Origin of the sequence: Paenibacillus shirakamiensis, assembly GCF_017874255.1 — a bacterium.
Taxonomy (GTDB): domain Bacteria; phylum Bacillota; class Bacilli; order Paenibacillales; family Paenibacillaceae; genus Fontibacillus; species Fontibacillus shirakamiensis.
Window position 1 is genome coordinate 501,741 of record NZ_JAGGLD010000003.1, and the last position, 18,613, is coordinate 520,353.

The 18,613-nt window shown below is 38.4% G+C and carries 13 protein-coding genes, 1 pseudogene and 1 other annotated feature; of the genes and pseudogenes, 1 reads left to right on the top strand and 13 read right to left on the bottom strand.

The annotated features are described in order from the left end of the window. Window positions 1-3 precede the first annotated feature (3 nt). The 5 genes and pseudogenes from J2Z69_RS11790 to J2Z69_RS11810 form a co-directional block, all read right to left on the bottom strand. On the bottom strand, window positions 4-3,258 hold the full coding sequence (locus tag J2Z69_RS11790; protein WP_209862553.1) for a cysteine peptidase family C39 domain-containing protein: 3,255 nt from the start codon (window positions 3,256-3,258) through the stop codon (window positions 4-6). A gap of 597 nt (window positions 3,259-3,855) precedes the next feature. Continuing rightward, window positions 3,856-4,503: a Vat family streptogramin A O-acetyltransferase gene (locus J2Z69_RS11795; RefSeq protein ID WP_209862556.1), complete on the bottom strand. Its 648-nt coding sequence runs from the start codon at window positions 4,501-4,503 to the stop codon at window positions 3,856-3,858. 447 nt (window positions 4,504-4,950) lie between these two features. After that, window positions 4,951-6,693 carry an ABC-F family ATP-binding cassette domain-containing protein gene (locus J2Z69_RS11800; protein ID WP_209862559.1) on the bottom strand — a complete coding sequence of 581 codons (1,743 nt, stop codon included), beginning with the start codon at window positions 6,691-6,693 and terminating at the stop codon, window positions 4,951-4,953. A gap of 652 nt (window positions 6,694-7,345) precedes the next feature. Continuing rightward, a pseudogene (locus tag J2Z69_RS11805) lies at window positions 7,346-7,777 on the bottom strand (phospholipase D-like domain-containing protein); the annotation flags it as partial. A gap of 190 nt (window positions 7,778-7,967) precedes the next feature. Next, window positions 7,968-8,375: a (deoxy)nucleoside triphosphate pyrophosphohydrolase gene (locus J2Z69_RS11810; protein ID WP_209862725.1), complete on the bottom strand. Its 408-nt coding sequence runs from the start codon at window positions 8,373-8,375 to the stop codon at window positions 7,968-7,970. Window positions 8,376-8,709: 334 nt separating this feature from the next. On the opposite strand from J2Z69_RS11810, the gene J2Z69_RS11815 reads away from it, so the two are divergent. Next, entirely contained in the window at window positions 8,710-9,681 is a 972-nt protein-coding gene (locus tag J2Z69_RS11815) for an S-layer homology domain-containing protein (protein ID WP_209862565.1), read from the top strand. A 168-nt stretch (window positions 9,682-9,849) separates the two neighbouring features. Here the strand turns inward: J2Z69_RS11815 and J2Z69_RS11820 are convergent, their stop codons facing one another. The 8 genes from J2Z69_RS11820 to J2Z69_RS11855 all read right to left on the bottom strand — a co-directional run bounded on the left by J2Z69_RS11820 (window position 9,850) and on the right by J2Z69_RS11855 (window position 18,457). Then, a complete protein-coding gene (locus J2Z69_RS11820) occupies window positions 9,850-10,065 on the bottom strand; it encodes a hypothetical protein (RefSeq protein ID WP_209862568.1) in 216 nt (71 codons plus the stop codon). A 196-nt stretch (window positions 10,066-10,261) separates the two neighbouring features. After that, a complete protein-coding gene (locus J2Z69_RS11825) occupies window positions 10,262-10,672 on the bottom strand; it encodes an SMI1/KNR4 family protein (RefSeq protein WP_209862571.1) in 411 nt (136 codons plus the stop codon). A 215-nt stretch (window positions 10,673-10,887) separates the two neighbouring features. After that, window positions 10,888-12,138, bottom strand: a complete 1,251-nt coding sequence (locus tag J2Z69_RS11830; RefSeq protein ID WP_209862574.1) for an S-layer homology domain-containing protein — start codon at window positions 12,136-12,138, stop codon at window positions 10,888-10,890. Window positions 12,139-12,701: 563 nt separating this feature from the next. Continuing rightward, the gene (locus J2Z69_RS11835; RefSeq protein WP_209862577.1) at window positions 12,702-13,157 is read right to left on the bottom strand and encodes a DMP19 family protein; all 456 of its coding nucleotides are present in this window, start codon (window positions 13,155-13,157) and stop codon (window positions 12,702-12,704) included. 30 nt (window positions 13,158-13,187) lie between these two features. After that, complete coding sequence (locus J2Z69_RS11840) at window positions 13,188-13,904, bottom strand: hypothetical protein (protein ID WP_209862580.1); 717 nt, start codon at window positions 13,902-13,904, stop codon at window positions 13,188-13,190. A gap of 381 nt (window positions 13,905-14,285) precedes the next feature. Further along, the gene (locus J2Z69_RS11845; protein ID WP_209862583.1) at window positions 14,286-14,738 is read right to left on the bottom strand and encodes a GNAT family N-acetyltransferase; all 453 of its coding nucleotides are present in this window, start codon (window positions 14,736-14,738) and stop codon (window positions 14,286-14,288) included. 267 nt (window positions 14,739-15,005) lie between these two features. Continuing rightward, window positions 15,006-16,268 (bottom strand): tyrosine--tRNA ligase, encoded by a 1,263-nt coding sequence (gene tyrS / locus J2Z69_RS11850; RefSeq protein WP_209862728.1) that lies wholly within the window; start codon window positions 16,266-16,268, stop codon window positions 15,006-15,008. Between the two features lie 180 nt (window positions 16,269-16,448). Next, window positions 16,449-16,662: a binding site (T-box leader), on the bottom strand. A 100-nt stretch (window positions 16,663-16,762) separates the two neighbouring features. Next, window positions 16,763-18,457, bottom strand: a complete 1,695-nt coding sequence (locus tag J2Z69_RS11855; protein ID WP_209862586.1) for a methyl-accepting chemotaxis protein — start codon at window positions 18,455-18,457, stop codon at window positions 16,763-16,765. Between the last annotated feature and the right edge of the window lie 156 nt (window positions 18,458-18,613).

Here is an 18,613-nt window from a genome sequence, read left to right on the forward strand (position 1 = left end):
CCTTTACTTCCTCTCCGTTTTAAGCACTCGACCGATGGCATCGTAGGTATAGGTTGTCACTGCACCTGATGCCTCGGTTTTCGTAATGAGCCTATCGTTCACATCATACGTATATGACTCTTTCACTCCACCCGGATAGGTCACCTTTGTAGCTCGTCCTTTGGCATCGTAAGTTTTAGTGGTTACATTACCTTTCGCATCGGTAACCGAGGTTTGGTTACCCATGGCATCATACGCATAGGAAGTCACCGCTCCTTTAGCATCCGTGACTTTGGTCAGTCGCCCGAGATTGTCATATTCATATGAGGTGAGATATCCTTTTTGGTCTTTCCGGTTTTTCAGTAGCTCCCCTACATACTCCATACTCTCCATCGTCTCATCCGGATATCGGATATTTGTCACATGACCATATACATCGTAGCCATAATCCGTACGTTGTCCCATCGCGTCGATTTCCGAAGTTCTGCGACCCAAGGAGTCGTACTCATACATCGTCTTCTTACCTAGAGCATTAGTAACTTCAATGAGTCTGCCATTCCCATTGTAACGATAACTCGTTAATGCGCCTGTATAATCCTTTGTCTGAGTAACTTGGCCCCGAGTATTGTATACATACGTCATCTTATTGCCCAGTGCGTTGACAATTGATGTGACATTGCCCAGCTCATCGTAAATGTATGACGTTTTGTGTCCTAACGCATCGATAACCGCTATAACCTGATCTTTGTTGTTATAAACGGTCGAGGTTTTATTTCCTAAGGCATCCACGACTGTCGTGCGATTGCCTCTTGCGTCATAGAAATATTTCGTTTTGTTACCGAGCGGGTCCGTGATGACGTCAACTTTATTATCCGGATTGTAGTTTAGTGTCGTCCGATTTCCAAGCACATCCGTCATTCCTGTCAAAATCTGACGGTTGTCCCAAGTGAAGCTTTTGACCCCGGTCGCATAGTTCGTAATGGAGCCTCCAGCCGCGTTGGCTGCATTAATGGTTTGTGTCAAACCATTTGGGTTCGTGCGGCTAACAATCTGACCTGAGCTGTTATAGTACTGGAACTTCGTCGTTTTCCCTTTGCGGTTCGTAATGGCAAAACCTGAAGTATAATCAAAACTGTAGAATTGATTGTCCGAGTATTTGATTTGAATTAATCGTTTGCTATCATCATAAGCCAGCCTAACCTGGTACTTGCCATCTGCATCCATCATCGCAAGTGTTCCATCTATGTTGTAGCTTAATGTTGTTATTGCTCTACTCGTATCCAGCACTGTATTCAAACGCCCCTGCTTATCATAGGTGAGAGAGACACCCTCACCCAAGCGATTCATTTTGCTGTTGAGCTTCCCCGTTGCGTCGAACTTCATGACATCTTTGGTCTTTTTAGTTAGGGTTAGAGTATTGTCCGCGTTCTTTGTCAACGTGTCGAAGTTGTTGGGCGGACTTGTGTACGTCCCATCTATATTCCTGGTATACGTCACTCGGCTGCCATCCCCTGCTTCCAAGTCCAGATTGTTAGGGTTGTTATTGGATGCAACCATACGATCTGAATAACTGGTTGTCCACTTCGGAGAACCTACTGAACTTGAACGGCTGTCCGAGGCAGTAGAATTAAAAAATAATTGGAACTCTGTATGATTGCCTTCACTTCCTCCGTAGAGTAACTTTGGAGTTTGGACCGCCAGATTTCCATACACCCTGTTAATAGAAGTCGTCATCCCGTCCATATCTCCGTCGGCTGCCGAATTCATAGCCTCGAAGTTGCCACAGGGCTGATTGCAATCTACTCCCCCGGGAATGCCTCCAAAACCGCCTGCGTTAGAACAAGTATATTTACCAATTAGTTCATCCGTAGCACTTTGGGTTAAAATAAATGCTCCTTTTAATCCCTGCAGCGCCTCCGCATCGGTATTAGCGAATACTATCGCATTACCAGTGAAAAGGGATTCGAATTCCATTTTAGGTTTTTCCACCCAACCGACTTGTGAATCATACATTCGGATGCTATCTGCGGCGACCGCTGTCACCGTAACATAATGATCCTGTAAAAGTGCGATAGCCGGAAGCTTAAGCGTCGCTAAGTCAGATTTTGCCACCTGAAGGCCAACTGCCCGGATTCCTTGTTGCTCTGATGCATGAATTAGTCCAGTCATTGTTGTACCTTTTTCGGTCGTGCCTGCATCTTGAGTCAACTGCTCTAGAGAGGCCGTTACTCCTTTGACGGACAAAGCAGCACGCAGCGCAGCAGGCCCACATATGCATTCTAATGACTGATTAGATGATGATGTTGAAACTTTATTAGATGTCGTATTAGTTTGCTCAACGGGTTGTTGCGGACTTAACACATCCAATTTCGATTGAGCCCGACTAGCCAGGTAGCTACCGGAATTGGCATGAATGAATTGCTTGAGTTCGGCAATGGCCTCGGTCTTCTTGCCTGATGCTACTAATGCAAGTGCCTTTTGGAAGTTCAAATCTTCAAGCGTGGTATTCATCGTAAAATAATCGTAGGGATTGGTTCCACTATAGCTCTGAACGACTTGGGATAATTCGGTATAAGCCCTACTGAAATCACCATCCTCGGCAGCTAAAAATGCAGCTTGGCGTTTTGTTTTTGCTAGATCTTCATTGAATTGATTTTTTGCATTTCGCTCCCAAGGAGCCTCTGCACTTCTCGTCTTTGCTAACGAACGAAACTTCAGCCCGTCCATAGCCTGCAGAAGGTCATTTTTCAACGTCTTGAACTGCGTTTTGCTAATGTTGGGTATTACTTTGCGATAAGCCTTTACAAGCTTTACTTGATCGTGTAATGGATGCTCTTTCTCCAGCTGATTCAAAATCGCATCCGCAGCGGAGGCGTTCGCCTTGGAATTATAGAGGCTCTTTTTCATATTAGCTCTCTGCAAATCAGCCATTACATCCAAGTCAGTAGTGGCATGCAATTGCTTCACTTTGTCGAAGTACTTACTTGCTTCGTCAAAACGGTCGCGTGAATACTCGATTTCGCCAAGCCTGTATTGAATCCAGGCATTCATTTTTTTGTCCGACGGAAATTCAGAGGCAAGCTGTTGATAAGCTGTTTGTAATCCATCGGTTAGACCTAACCCCATCTGTAATCTCATTTCTTCATTATCACGTTGGGTCTCCAGCGCTTCCAGCCGCTCCATGGCACTCGTTGGTTTGGACACCGTTACTGCATAAACGGGGTTAATTGTAGTTAAAAGAAGCAAAAAGCAAATAAAAAGCAAACCAAACTGTTTCAAAACCATATCCCCCTTAATAATTTCTATCTTTTCATTTCGCTTTTATTTCCTTTCTAAGTAGTTAGAACTATGACTTTCAACCTATATCTTAAGACTAGAGGGAAATAATTCCAATAGCTTATTTTGTATTATTTTGTATAATCATGTCGATTAGTTACATTTATTTTTCTTTATACATCTCTACATGTCGATAAACGGCATATAACGGTGAGCTTATACAAAAAAAACCATAATCTACTCTCTCTTGTTCAATTAGTTCAAAATCATATTGAAATTAAAAATAGTATGGGTATTTCTTGTTATAGAGTTGAGTTCCATTGATAAAAACTCTTTGAAATACAGATAAGGAACTTAAACTTAAACGCAAAAAATCCTCCTACGTGCAGAGGAAAGAGATAACGTAAATATGTCATTTTCAGATAGAAGACTATTAAATACATGCCTGATTACGCAAAGTGATGGACATTTTTTATTTGAGTTGGGAGAACACATGAAGGCTCGGTATTTCACTCCAATATTAAAATATTACGAACCAAGTTCTCGGGTTTGTGAAGAGATCTAATCAAATAATTGTTGATTCTTACTACTTACTCTTTACTATTTACTACTTAATCCCTTAAGTGTCTCCAAATCATGAGCGGATACTAAGGTGTCCAGATGCTCAAATATCTGTTCTTCATCCCAGTTCCACCACTGAAGCTCCAGTAACAACTGAATGATCTCCTCACTAAAACGCTTTTTGATCACCTTTGCAGGGTTACCACCGACAATCGTGTAAGGCTCAACATTCTTCACTACGGTTGAATTCGAAGCTACAATAGCACCGTCGCCAATCGTGACGCCTGGCATGATCGTAACCTGTTGACCGATCCAGACATCGTTACCGAGGACCGTATCTCCTTTGAAAGGAAGCTGTTCGACCATCGGCGTCACCTTCTCCCATCCTCCACCGAAAATATTAAAGGGATACGTAGTAAAGCCATCCATGCGATGATTCGCCCCATTCATGATGAAGGTTACGCCTTCTGCAATTGCGCAGAACTTCCCAATCCGCAGCTTATCACCTAGGAACTCATAATGGTGCTGAATATGGTCATAAAAAAGCTCAGGTGAATGGGTATTATCACTATAGTAAGTATAATCCCCGATCTCAACGTTCGCTCGCCTAGGCAAATTTTGAATGTAACACACTGTTCGAATCGCTTCATTAGGGTAAAGCTTATGTTTATCCGGTGCGTTCATCATATATATACTTCCTTTCTGTGCTCAAACCTGCGAGGCTACAACTATCTTATACAAACTAAAGTATACACGGGCTTAGATGTAGATTTAACTAAAATTAAACGCTTGTCCATAATTATGAAACTACATATATATTAATTTTCCTTTTCCAAATTTGATTCATTGAGCTAGCAGAACATAATATCTTTAAGTTGTAACTTTTGGCACCTATTCTACTTATCATTATCGTCGTTGCCATAGCCATATTATTTTCAGTAGGTAGCGATAAAAGACCGTCTCCTGTAGATTTCATCTACGAGAATCGGCCTTCATTCCTTTTCCTTAATTTATTTTTTAGGATTTCTTAATACTAGTCGTACTATTATTAACCGATTTATTGGTCTATTAGCAACGTAGCGAAATCCTAAAAATATAGATAAATTTACTCTCAATTAATCCGAGATTTATGATTTAAAGCAACTTAATCAGCTCTTCTAACTCATCCACCAAAGGTTTGGCAAGTAAAAAATTCGTATTTTTTAGAGCCACTTCGATTTCCATTTCTAACGCCTTTTTCTTTTGTTCCTTCTCTAGATAATCTCTGTCAAAATGACTAGCATAGATCATCTTCCTAAATTTGCGCATACTCATTTTTCTAATCGTCTTATCATCAATAATTAGAACATAATCCATTCCATTCACCACAGAATAGAAGTCATGAGAGATCATGAGAATCGCGCCTTTATAATCCTTAATGGCTTTCTCTAGTGCGATTTGAGTATAGGTATCTAGATGACTTGTCGGTTCGTCGAGAAGCAACATCTGTGCTTTACTAGCCGCAACTTTAGCCAATTGAAGCATGTTTTTTTCTCCACCGGATAAAGATGCTATTTTCTGATCGAGGATTTCTCCTTCAAAACCATAATTTAAAAGATAGGATCTAATCTCATCATACGTCTTAAATCCAGCTTCAATAAAATCTTCTAATATCGTATTCGAATCCTCTAACATTTCACCTTGAAATTGAGATAGATAAGCCACTTTCACATCAGCATTCATGTCAATGGCTTCATGTGTATTGTTAAAAATGTCTCGGAGCAACGTCGTTTTACCCGTACCATTCGGTCCAATCAGGGCTACTTTATCCGTAGCTTTCATCTCAAAATTCACATGGTCTAAAATCAACTCATCAAAGGCAACCCTATAATTAGTAACATTCAGAATGGTGGTATCTTCTTCTATTTCATCATCAATATCTAAACGGATATTCGGCTGCTTAATATCTACGAAAGGCGCCTTAATTCGGCGTGCTTCAAATCTTTCTTGAAATCTAACTCTAGCCTTAAGCGCTCTACCTCTAGACGCTTCTGAATTATACGTTGCAATATGTCTGAGGTTATCAATGATACCATTGTTTCTCTCCATTTCTTCTTCCTCAGCGATGGTGAGTTCTTGCAGCTCTATCTTAGTCTGAAGTAAGGAGAAGTTATATTCAATATATCGCCCATCGAACTCTTGAATCTCCGTATTCTCGAGGTGCAAAATTTTGTTGAAACAATGATTGAGTAGATATCTGTTGTGCGTAACCACTAGCAGCATGCCTTTGTGAGTATTAATCAAGTTTTTGAGCGCATTCAAGTTATCAAAGTCTAAAAATACATCCGGTTCATCCATAATCATGAGATCTGGACGCTCCAGCATCTCCTTCATCACTTGGATAAGTTTGAATTCCCCACCACTCAGGTCCGATACCCTAACATCTTTTAGCTTCATGAGGTTGGCTAGGTTGAGCTTCTTAAGAATATTGCTCTCAAAATCCTCCCCACCGATGGCTTCAAACGCATCTAAAGCGAATTGATACTTCTCAAGTAACGTATCCATATCCGTAGTCGTAGCCATGTCAGCGCAAATGGATTCGATGTCTTGTTGAATCTTAATGTACTTTTCACCGATATATTCGAACACCGTAGTGTCTTGGCTTCTGTCTAATTGAGAGAACTGACTTACGTATCCGATGGTGCAATCGGGGTCGATCTCTAGCTTACCCTCAAACAAATATCTTTCTGGGTCCATCAATATATCGATCAGGGTACTTTTCCCACTGCCACTTGTTCCTATAAAAGCGCAATGCTGCCCCTCTTCAAGCGTAAATGTAATATTTGTATATAATTCTTTCTGCGGAAATGAGAAGGATAAGTTATCAACTTTAATCATCATATGACCTTTCTGTATAACTGAATTTGTGACTACTATTAGATGAAAGTAAAGATTTCGAGTTAGCTGTTAAGTTGATAGAATACCACTGTTTATCCCCAACCACAATCATTTCCCATGAAATGCACAAATGAAGGAGATGGCCTTGAAATTTAGCATTATTGTTCGCAGTTTCGGTTATGAATATTGCAAGAAATACTGATGGTATATGTGGGTATTTTTACATATCCCCCGATCAATTATCAGGGCATCCATATGTGCTTTTTTGTACATATTTATCTACTGGAAAAGTAGTCCTGTCAATATCTTCTCTCGTAATTTATTTCATTAATGCTTTCGTTACTGAAATAAAAAACAACTACCTTAAATTATACAAGATAGCCGTATGACGTCATAAAATGTAATTTTTTAATAAATATTCAGAACATTGAATAAAATACATTATAAATATTTACACTTGATATTCAATAATTTATTTTTTTAATTTCTTTTCTTTTATTATTTATTCAGCATTTTTCACATACATCAACCAAATTACATTATTACACAGAATCTAAATAGGAATAAATCTAGGTTTATAAATTTATTTTTATATATTCATATAACTTCTGCTCTACCGGATTTTTTAAAATCATATCCATATAGACTATAGGAACTTCTGAAGTAGGAACTCATCCTCCGGATTCAACTTAAGTTTAACGTTCCATTCATAATTGATCTTCAATGCCTGAACGGTTAAGTTAGCACTCCCAATAATTAATGCATGATCGGCATCCTTATTAAATATATAACCTTTCGAATGAAATCCTTTGAGATCCGTAAGGCGTACATCCATATTCTCTATCTTTAGCAGTTCTCTAAATACTTTAGGATTATTGAAATATAAATAGGTTGAAGTTAATAGTCTTCCTCTTATTCCTTTAGCCTTCAAATCTAGTAAATACGATTTTAGTGTTGCTAGACCACTTTCTGTTACAAAAGCTACAATAAACATAAATGACTGACAATGTGTCAATTCTTCTATCACCGAGGACAATATACTTTCATTCTTCCGCGGATTGTTAATTAACAATTGAGGGGAGTATTGTACGAGTGAACCGTCAACTGGTGATAGAACGGTATTCTCAAAGTTACGAGCTACGCTAGTCATGTCATTTCCACTCACCTTAATTTTTAGCATAATTGTATAATTATCAATTTAATATCACAATCCAATATATTACAAAAAGACAACCTACATATGAATGCAGATTGTCCTCTATTAAATAAATAATTTATACGGCACTGTCAACTCGATGGTTCATAATCTTCTGAATCGCTGGAATATCAGCAGGAGCCCAGTCTAACGTGTTCAGCTCTGCTCGTGATAACCACTTTATCGCGGCATGCTCGGTTAACGTCGGTGTCCCCTCAATTAATCTACAATAATATGTAGTTAAATGAACGATGCCAAAGTCATATTCGTAGGTTGTATCTTCAACATAATTACCAATTTCGACTTGGCAATTCATTTCTTCATTAATCTCACGTTGTAATGCTTCCTGCGGAGTTTCACCATCTTCGATCTTACCACCCGGAAATTCCCACTTTAGAGGTAATGATTGATTAACACCTCTTTGAGCACATAAGATTTTATCTTCATGTACAATAACAGCCCCAACGACTTTAATCACTTTTTTCATTATCATCACCTACCGAAACGATTTACTTCTATCATACTTATATAAGGTAACTCGGGACAACTACTTCCCTTAGAAACACAAACTATAAGGACTTATTTAGCATAGATATTATAAATAAAAGTTTATTCTCATGGTGCTTCGTTCAATTATCTTTTAAATATAAAATTGTAAATATTAAGCAACAAATGAACTCTTATTATCGTTAAGAAATAATGTATGGCAACTCGATTTATAAACAATGGAGAAAAAATACACAAATTTATTATACACTGCTCCATGATACGGGGAATTTATAAATCAATTAATTCAACCCTAACTAAAAAGGAGCCCTACCATGAAAAAATATCAAAAGTTTCTATCTGCCGGATTTCTTTCGCTAAGTATTCTGAATTTAAATGTAGCCTCCTCTTACGCAGGTGAGCTTACTTTCAAAGATGTAAAGGCTGACTATTGGGGATATCCAAACATCAAGTGGGCCATGGATAACAACATTGTTCATGGGTACCCAGATGGAAGCTTCAAACCGAATCAACATGTCAGTCAAAGTGAATTTCTTGCTATGTTGATTCGTGCATTTCGACCAACGAACCTCCCTACTCCACTTGCTTCCGAACGCTGGGATGCACCCTATTTAAAGCATGCGCAAGCACTGAGCTGGAACATAGACACGCATTCCACCACTTTTTCAAGGGGAAAAGCTGCACAACTGTTATCTAATGCATCGGGTAAGAAATATACTATGAATGATTCTATTCAGTATCTTCTCGATCTAGGATTAGCTGAAGGAAAGGTAGCTAGAACCATCGATGGGTTCCATAAGAATGATCCATTGACAAGAACCGAAGCCGTGACATTCATTGAACGTTTGCGACAACGAATAAATACGTTACAACCCAGCCCAGCTAAAGAACAGAAATATAGCCGTGCAGATAATCTAATCGTGTATAAGAACACGAGCTTCCACTTTTCATTACTGCTTCCCAAAAGTTGGGATGGTAAATATACGGTAACGGATACGATTCCCACTACAGCTGGCCATAATATTAACTTCTTGAATAAAGCTACTAAACACGGCATTCTATTTACGATTTCTGTCTGGAATAAAGATTATTGGAATAAGAACAAAAATCAGATTAGCGGACAAATACAAGCCACGAAGCTTGGAGAAAAAGGTAGCAACGTGTATGTATTTCATACGCCTACGGATGTCCAGTATGATCCCAGCGATGAACAACCCATGAAGGATTATCAAATGATGTTCCATGATATCACGATGATCAAAAATTCTTTTACTCTACAGAAATAATAAAAATATTGAGTGAAATCACTTACCCATCGCTTTTTTTGAGATTAATCCGTTGCTTTTTGAATTTTCCCATATCGTAATAAAGCCTTGTGCACACAAAACAAGCCGAAAATCTTATTATAAGAAATTCGGCTTGTTCCGTTTAGTTTTACTTAGTACACAAACCTGCTATTTATATTCTTGTATTTTTCTTAATTCAATTTTTCCTGTGAAAATGAATAAGCTGACTTTTTGTTCATACTTTTCAAATACATACTTTGCACCCAACCGATCTACTTCTCTCCAATTATGAGTTTCAATTTCAGTTCGATAAATAGTCGGTAAGCCGTCCTCTTCTGTCACATTGCTATAGTTATATTGTTCTGAGTTTTTATCGGAATTCATTAGTTTTGCTTCCATTGGAATTGGAAAACTATCGAATATCTCGGATGATCGAAAACCGTCATTGTCCTTTGAACATGATGATAAGTACAATAAGCAAATCAAATTTACTAGCAAAAATATAAGCTTTTTTCTCACAGTTCACCTCCACTAGTTATCGCGAACTATGCATAAGCTATCATGAAGCAATCTTTTAAATTTAGACTAATAGCTCCATAATCATATCTTCAATGTCGTCATATACAAGAATTATCTCTTGGCTCTCATGGTTAAAATGATAAATTTCTTCATTTAAATGACCGTTTTCATTCATCTTATAGCCGATTAGATCTCCAGTCCCATCTTCACCAATCCATATCATTTTTTCTGTTATATTACTATAATTCACAAGGGTATTATTTCTGACTATGTCGTCAGAGGTCTTTGCTATTCTCTTGCTATCTTTAATCGGATAAAAAATCCACTCATCTATTTCAGCTTGGTTCACCAGCTTCACAAGTTCTCGATACTTGTCAGGAAATTGAACTTTTAGCAGTGTTTCAGCTATTATAATGTCATTTTCTTCAAGACCGGGCTTTCTCGTGATAATCAATTCTCTTGCCTGCTCCATTCTTTAGCACCTATTATTCTTAAAACATTTTCTTATATAACTCAAACCCGCTATACAATTCCGGACTTGTATAAGTTGTTCTCATAATTTCATAGCTATGGTCTAGATCATCATATCGAGTGAATTTGTTGTTAACTCCATGTTCATTAGTTTTTTGAGCATAACAACTCCTTTCTTACTATGTATTGAGTTCTTAGTATGATTACTTTAATGATTTATTCAGGAATATAGATCGAGAATGTTTTATCATTGAGACTGATTATTACTCCATTTCTAAGACTATCTTCAACATATTGTTTATTAATATAATTAGCGACCCAAAATTTATTTGTAATTCCTTTTTTGAAAAAATTCATATCAGAAATCATTCCATACTCAGGCAAAACATTTAGACCAAATTTGCTTACAGTACCACTTTTAAATCCTGGTAAATGTAATTCTCCAATATTAGATGAATTAAGATAAGTATTTGCATCTATGTTGGTTACATTAGGTGTAAAACTATATTCAACAAAAACTAGATAATTATTTGCATTAATCCAAGAAGTATAACTATAGTTTTTATCAACGAACATTTTCCCATATAGATTTCTAATATTATTAAGACCACTAACATTTGCAATTATGTAATGATCTAAGCTAATCTTTCCTATATTATTTCTAAGGTTATAGGGTACATTTCTTATCTTTGTAAAAGTTGTTTCATTATCGTGCTCATCTTTCCTAAAGAAATACCCCATACTTATCACATTTGTCCCTGTCAATCCTACCTCTCGGAACTCCTTTAAATCCTGGAAAGCACTCGGCTTTTTGTCTTGAATTGACTCGAATCGGTGCAAGATGACCGCCGCCTCAGCACGGGTTGTGGTCTGGCTTGGCCCAAATGTGCCGTTCGGATAACCTGTCATTAACCCAGTTCCCATCGCTACAGATACGTAAGGATAATCTGACTTATTAAGTCCGCCTTTATAATATTCTGCCACCGGCACAAGGGTGTCGGCTGTATCTGATAAAGCTTGCTTAAAGTCCGCTTCTTTCGTTGCCAATCCTGAAGCTACCCATTTAGCAAGTTCTCTTCGGGTGAGTGGCATATTCGGATTGAAACCATTCGGATAATCTGTAGTAGAGATGAATCCTTTGCTCACTGCCATGTTTACTTCGTTCTGACTCCAGCCTGAAATGTTGTTGAAACCAGTTTTAGTGCTATCCTCTGGATTGTTGGATGCCCTAGCTAATATCGCTGCGAATTCTGCCCGACTGATGGTAGCGTTAGGGTTGAAAGTCCCATTCTGATCGCCTTTCATATACCCTTTGAAAGCGACATAATTAATGTCTGCTTTTGCCCATGATGGCAAATTATCTTTAAATGTTACAGTTCCTTCGGCTTGGGAGGTGCCTTCCATTCCGTAGCTGCCTCCAGTAGCGATTAGTCCTGCGGTTAATGTGAGTGCTAGTTTTCGAATCATTTTGTTGCCTCCATCTTGATTTAAGATAGGAGAATTGTACCATGGTTCTATATTTCTAATTGTCGAATTTTGTATTTTATTTAAATGTAAGGTCCTAATAACCTAATTCTTAGTTATTAGAATCTCTATTCTAATGAAAATCAAACAACTTTAATTAACTTCTTTTTAAACGAGGCAATCTAAATTATATGCAATATCAATATAAAACTTCCTCATGTTTCATCGTTTATGAAACTCCTAATTTAACTGATACCTAGTAGCTAAAAAAACAAAAAAGGAACTGTGAACATCAAAACAATATATCCAATCGGAACCACACTTAAGATTACGGGAGCTCTTGCCCTAAGTTTTTTCTTAAAGACAATCCAAGAAAGAATGGAGCATAGAATAACTACTACAGGGTACAAGGAAACAAGGGTCATCATAGTCTCAGCCCATAATGAGTCCCCATTATCAAACAACATCGTTGTTATTACCAAAAGATACAACCACACAGGCATAGTACATAAATACACAATCTGATTAGTAATTAAGTATGCTTTCATATTGCACCTACTTTATTTTCACTTAAATTTTTCAGTTAACACAACGTTCTGTAATTCACTTACCTTCTTCATTATAGGTTCCAGTTTCTGTTCCAGATCGTCGATCAATTCATAGAATTGATCGTCTAACCCTTCGCATAACTCTTCAATCTCTTCTTTATCCCAGGATTCTAAGATTTCATTTCGTTCATCGATGTCTTTAGGAGGAACGCCACTGGGGAACAAATCCCCTATTTTTTTCACCAAAGAAATAGCCTTATGTGCTTGCAATGTATGCAAATCTTGAAGCGTATCTTCATAATGCTCTGCCCCATAATTATAAAAGAAGCTTATTAAGCTCCCTCCAGACACTTCACCTATCAAACCTTCAACATTGGTCCAAATTCTTTCATATTCATTGAGTTGACTATACCCTTGCGTATCTAACTTTTCACAAAGTATTGTCCAAGCCGGTTCTCTTACAAAATCAGTCATAAATATCCTCCTTCAAATCATATGTACTACCTAGATAAGCTGCCATGCACTATCCGAATATACTAACCAATGCTTATAATCTCTGGTTTCTTTTTGTAGTTCAATTACCGTATCCATATCTCTATACTGTCCAACTACTGCTAGGGGAATTTTAATTTCCATCTTACTTTTGTGGGTCTTTGATAGATCTATGAACAAACCCTCTTTCGTATATTTCAAAAAAATGTCTGAGATATGGCTCGGAATTTCCTCGAATGCTCTATTTGTGAGCCCGACTAACTTTAGTACAAGCACTTTACTCAAAATAACTTTATATTCCTCCACACTTGCAACGTAAAGTTTATTAAACCACCCATCATCATGTGCATAATAAGCAAATCTAGCCATAGGTATCTTATGTAAAGGCTTCGCTAGATGACCGAAAAAAAGTAATTCTGCAATTTGTTGATCATCTAATTGATCTAGTTCCTCTTCAGTCTTCACATCAACCCAGCAAAAATCTCCATATCTATACACGTTATCTTCGATTAGTTCATTGATTTCTTCTTTCGTTACATAATCGAATCTAGACCTATGATGCCAGTCAGCATTATCAAACTGATGCTGAAGCAATATTAAGTTGTCCGGCCTACTCTCCACACATGACATAAATTCATAGAATTCAATGCCATGCGAATAAAAGCATGCATCATCTATCTCGTGTTTATTAACATATATCAGTTCTCTTATATTGTGTTTTTTTTTCATTGACCTTCCCCCTCAAATAACTTACAAATTTTTAGTTTACTATCGAAATGAGCTTCTTTCGTAACAGCCCAATTATACAGTATAGAGAAAATTACTTTACTAGTCTTTAAACTTTTGCATTGTTATAATTCTACTCAACTATCAAAGTATTAATTGACTTGTTCTAAGCAATACACTCACACCTGTATTTCGGCATAGAAAACACAAAAAGGCTTGTACTCCACCACTGCAATGTTCCCCTTCACAATTTCTGCTTAAGACCAAGTAACATGACCATCCCCATCAAGTTTTCCACATTATTACATGGCTATGGTCTAGTTCAGCTTGTTGAAAGTATTACCTCGATCAGGTGTTCCAGTCTTAGGATCACTACTAAGTTGTTCACTCGTCTATCCATAATGTCATATCTCCCGTTTTTTCAAATCCTAGATCACTATACAGTCCTGCTGCTTCTGGTGTGGCTAGAAGTTTTATCATCTTTACATCTTTGCTCTTCAACCATGTAATCACTTCTTCTGTTAACTGTTTTGCATATCCTTTTCTTCTGAAATTTTTTTTGATATATACATCTCCTATAAATCCGAAAAATGGCGTTTTGTAAAAACAATAAGGAATATCATTCTTAATAAAAGCACCCGCGCATCCTGCTATCTCATTATCTATATCAATTACAAAGTGTCTAATTTTATTTTGATCATACATTTTCAAATATTCTCTTTCTATAATCTCACTAGCCTTATCATTCAATAGATGGTCGAGTTCTGCATCCTGAAACATACTCAGCTTTAATTCAATTATTGTCCTTAGTTCTTGTATTGTGGATTCCCTTATCATATGTGATCCTCTATTCTTAATATATTCTAGGTCGCCCTATGTATAATTTTTCAATTATACCGTGATATTGTATACAAACATTCCATGAAAGAGCATCCTCCATGTATACTTTAGACTAAAGGTGGTCTTCCTCCTTCCGTTAACAAACCAGGCATTCAAACCGCTAATATATAAAAAAACCGAGAAACCCTATGCAGGATTCCTCGGCTCAAAACACACTTACTTAATTATGTTCGCGAGACTCACCCATAGCTCTGCCCCACAACCCTAATCCACCAACCGAATCAGACTATATTTCTTCTTTCCTTTACGAATAATAATGTAGCGGCCATCGAATGAATTCTCTACGCTCACTTCGGTATTCACATCCTGAACACGTTCTCCGTTCATACTGATAGCGCCGTTCGTAATGTCTTCCCTAGCCTGACGTTTGGAAGGTTCAATACCTAGCTCCACTAACCAATCCACGATATTTTTAGTTTCTTTGGTAGCTTCGAACGTTGGCATTTCTTTGAAACCTTGCTCGATCTCATCGGCAGTTAAGGACTTAATATCTCCACTGAACAATGCGGCCGAGATTTTAACCGCTTGGGCCAAGGCTTCTTCGTCGTGAACGAACTTCGTCATCTCTTCAGCTAGGACTCGCTGAGCCTCGCGTTTACCCGGCTCTGAAGTTACTTTTTGTTCCAGTTCCAGAATCTCTTCTTTGGACAAGAAAGTGAAATACTTCAAGTATTTGATGACATCTCGATCATCGCTATTCAACCAGAACTGGTAGAATTCATACGGTGACGTTTTGGCTGGATCTAGCCAGATTGCCCCTCCTGCTGATTTGCCGAATTTCGTACCATCTGACTTCAACATTAGAGGGATGGTGAGTCCAAAAGCTTTAGCTTCGGCCCCTTCTTTTTTGCGAATCAAGTCTAGACCACTCGTGATATTGCCCCATTGATCGGATCCCCCAATTTGGAGTTGCACACCCTCAGCAGTAAATAGATGATGGAAATCCATCGACTGAAGAATCTGATAGGAAAATTCGGTAAAAGATATTCCGCTATCTAGACGGCTAGATACAACATCTTTGGCAAGCATGGCATTGACGGTAAAATTTTTCCCATAGTCACGTAGGAAGTCGATCACATTAATCGTATGTGTCCAGTCATAGTTGTTCACCATGGTGAGCTTTGCATCATTATCGGTCACAAATAATTTCTTCATCTGTGCAGTTAGGGCATCTACATTGTCCTGCACCTGCTCAAGCGTCTGCAATGTACGTTCACTGGAACGGCCACTCGGATCTCCAATGGTTCCGGTAGCTCCCCCAATTAAGATGACGGGATGATGTCCATAAGTCTGGAACCGTTTCATGACCATGAAGGGAATCAAATGTCCAATATGCATACTGTCTCCCGTAGGATCTACCCCGCAGTACAAAGCAATCTTTTTCTCACTTACAAGTTCACGCAATCCCTCGGCATCGGTCTGTTGATTAATCGCGTCGCGCCATTCTAATTCATCCATAATATTCATTGTACTCATGCTCATCTAACCCCTTTTATTTAGTATCAAAGTATTCAGTCAGAATTCATTCAGATTTCATCTAAATTTCCTTCTAGCTTCTTTCTGGTTTCATTCTAACTTCTTGCTAATTTCCTTCTGTTCTTTCTATTTTCTACGAGTACGCAAAAACGTCCCTATGTCTACAATAGACATAGGGACGATGATTCACCGTGTTACCACCCAAATTGTACCCGTAGCTACACTACAGATACCACTCTTTACCCTGTTATCGTGGGCTAGTCCGCTTAGTATGACCTAAGATACTCCAGAGTGTAATTCACAAATCTGTGTGTGCTAGGTTCCATCAACCCCTAGCTTTCTGATAACAGGGACAGCTTGCTACTTAATCCTTCAACGTATACCGTGTATTAGATTACAGTCAGTATAGAGAATGATGAGGACATTGTCAATTCATGTTCTTTGGCAGGATACTACCATATCGCTTGATCTTTTATGGTCCTGCCTTAGACTTTAAATTCCCCTACGGCATGCTGCAAATCTTCTGCCATTTTAGATAAGAAGGCTGCGGCTGCAGCAATCTCCTCCATCGATGCGAGCTGTTCCTCGGTGGAGGCGGAGACATGTTGGGACTGTAATGCTACAGCATCCGCTCCCTGAGCAATCACACTCATACTATTCAGCACTTGCTCCGAACTTGCAGAGATCTGTTCCGAGGAAGCCGATACATGATGTACTTGATCCGAGACTTTATCAATATTGTGCTTGATCTCCTCGAACAGCTCACCGGCAACGCGCACAACGCGAATCCCTTCATTCACCTCTTTAACCCCAACCTGAACAGAATCGACGACCCCATACGTGTGATTCTGAATGGTTGTAATTAGTGAAGCAATCTGATTAGCGGATTGAGACGACTGTTCAGCGAGCTTCTGAACTTCCCCTGCCACTACGGCAAACCCACGTCCCTGTTCTCCAGCACGAGCGGCTTCGATAGCTGCATTCAAGGCTAACAGATTGGTCTGCGCGGCAATTTCGTTAATAACCGTTACGATCCGCTCGATTTCTCTCGAATTCCCAGCCATCTCCGTCACACCATTAGCTAAATGCTCCATCGTACCGTGGATCGCATTAATTTGTTTTACTGTGGTATGTATGATCTCGTTCCCTTCTAATGCCTTTTGCGACGTCTGTACCATAAGTGAGGAAGTCACTTGAGCACCCGAGGCAATTTGCTGTATGCCCGATGACATTTCATGCATCGCCTGCACACTTTCGCACACACTTTGAGATTGGGCATCCGCATTAGATGTTACTTTTTGGAGGGTACGAGCAATGCTGGCACTAGCCTGCGTAGATTGATCCGCACTAGCTGTAAGCTCTTCAGAAGAGGAAGCAATATGTTCCGAACTCAGACTAATTTGCCGGACTAGATTTCGAAGATTGCCTGTCATCTGATTAAATGAATTCGCAAGATTACCAATCTCATCTTTATTTCTAACGTGAATATCTTCATTCGTCAGATCGCCCTCAGCTACTCGCTCAGCGATCTTCGCCATAGAAAGAATAGGTCTTGATATCATGCGTGAGCTAAAGTATCCAATGACAATAGCCAAGAGAATTGCAAGTATACTAATCCAACTTACATTTGTAATAGCATGTTTAACGATATTTGTATTATTTACACTGGATGCTTTCATAGAAGCAAGTTGTTCTTTTTCTATTTTTTCTGCAATCGGTTCAAGCTGACTTCCTATAGGAACCACTTCATTCTTGTAATAATCCATAATTTCACTAGAGGGACGATTACTTTGAATCCGTGCTATTAATTGATCATATTTTTGTTTGAATTCCTTATTTTTTTGATCTAAGTTCTGTAACATCACTCGGATATCTTGCATACGCACAATCTTCGTAGTTTCTTGAATTAATGAACTGACATTATTATAAGAAGTCTGTAAGCCTTCCAAAGATTTCTCATCTTTACTTATCATAAATCCACGTAACCTACTGAACTCCACACTTACATTTTTATTCACATTTTGAACATTGTAAAGAATTAATACGCGCCTTTGAATCAAGTCCGAACTTGAATCATCAATCTTCTGTAGATAGTAGGTAGATATACTACTGGTAATGCCAAGCAGCAAAGCAATGATTGCAAAAGAACCAATTAACTTCTTACTTATCGTCAACTTCATGATGCACATCCCACTTATCTTAGTTTTAAATCATATTAAATTATTGTACTTTTATGTATTGCCTTTGGATGATTTGAGTCCCGTGATTGCCTAACCGTATATTGATAATGTGGCATGAAAAAAGCCCTTACACAAGGGTTATATGAAAAGACGTCT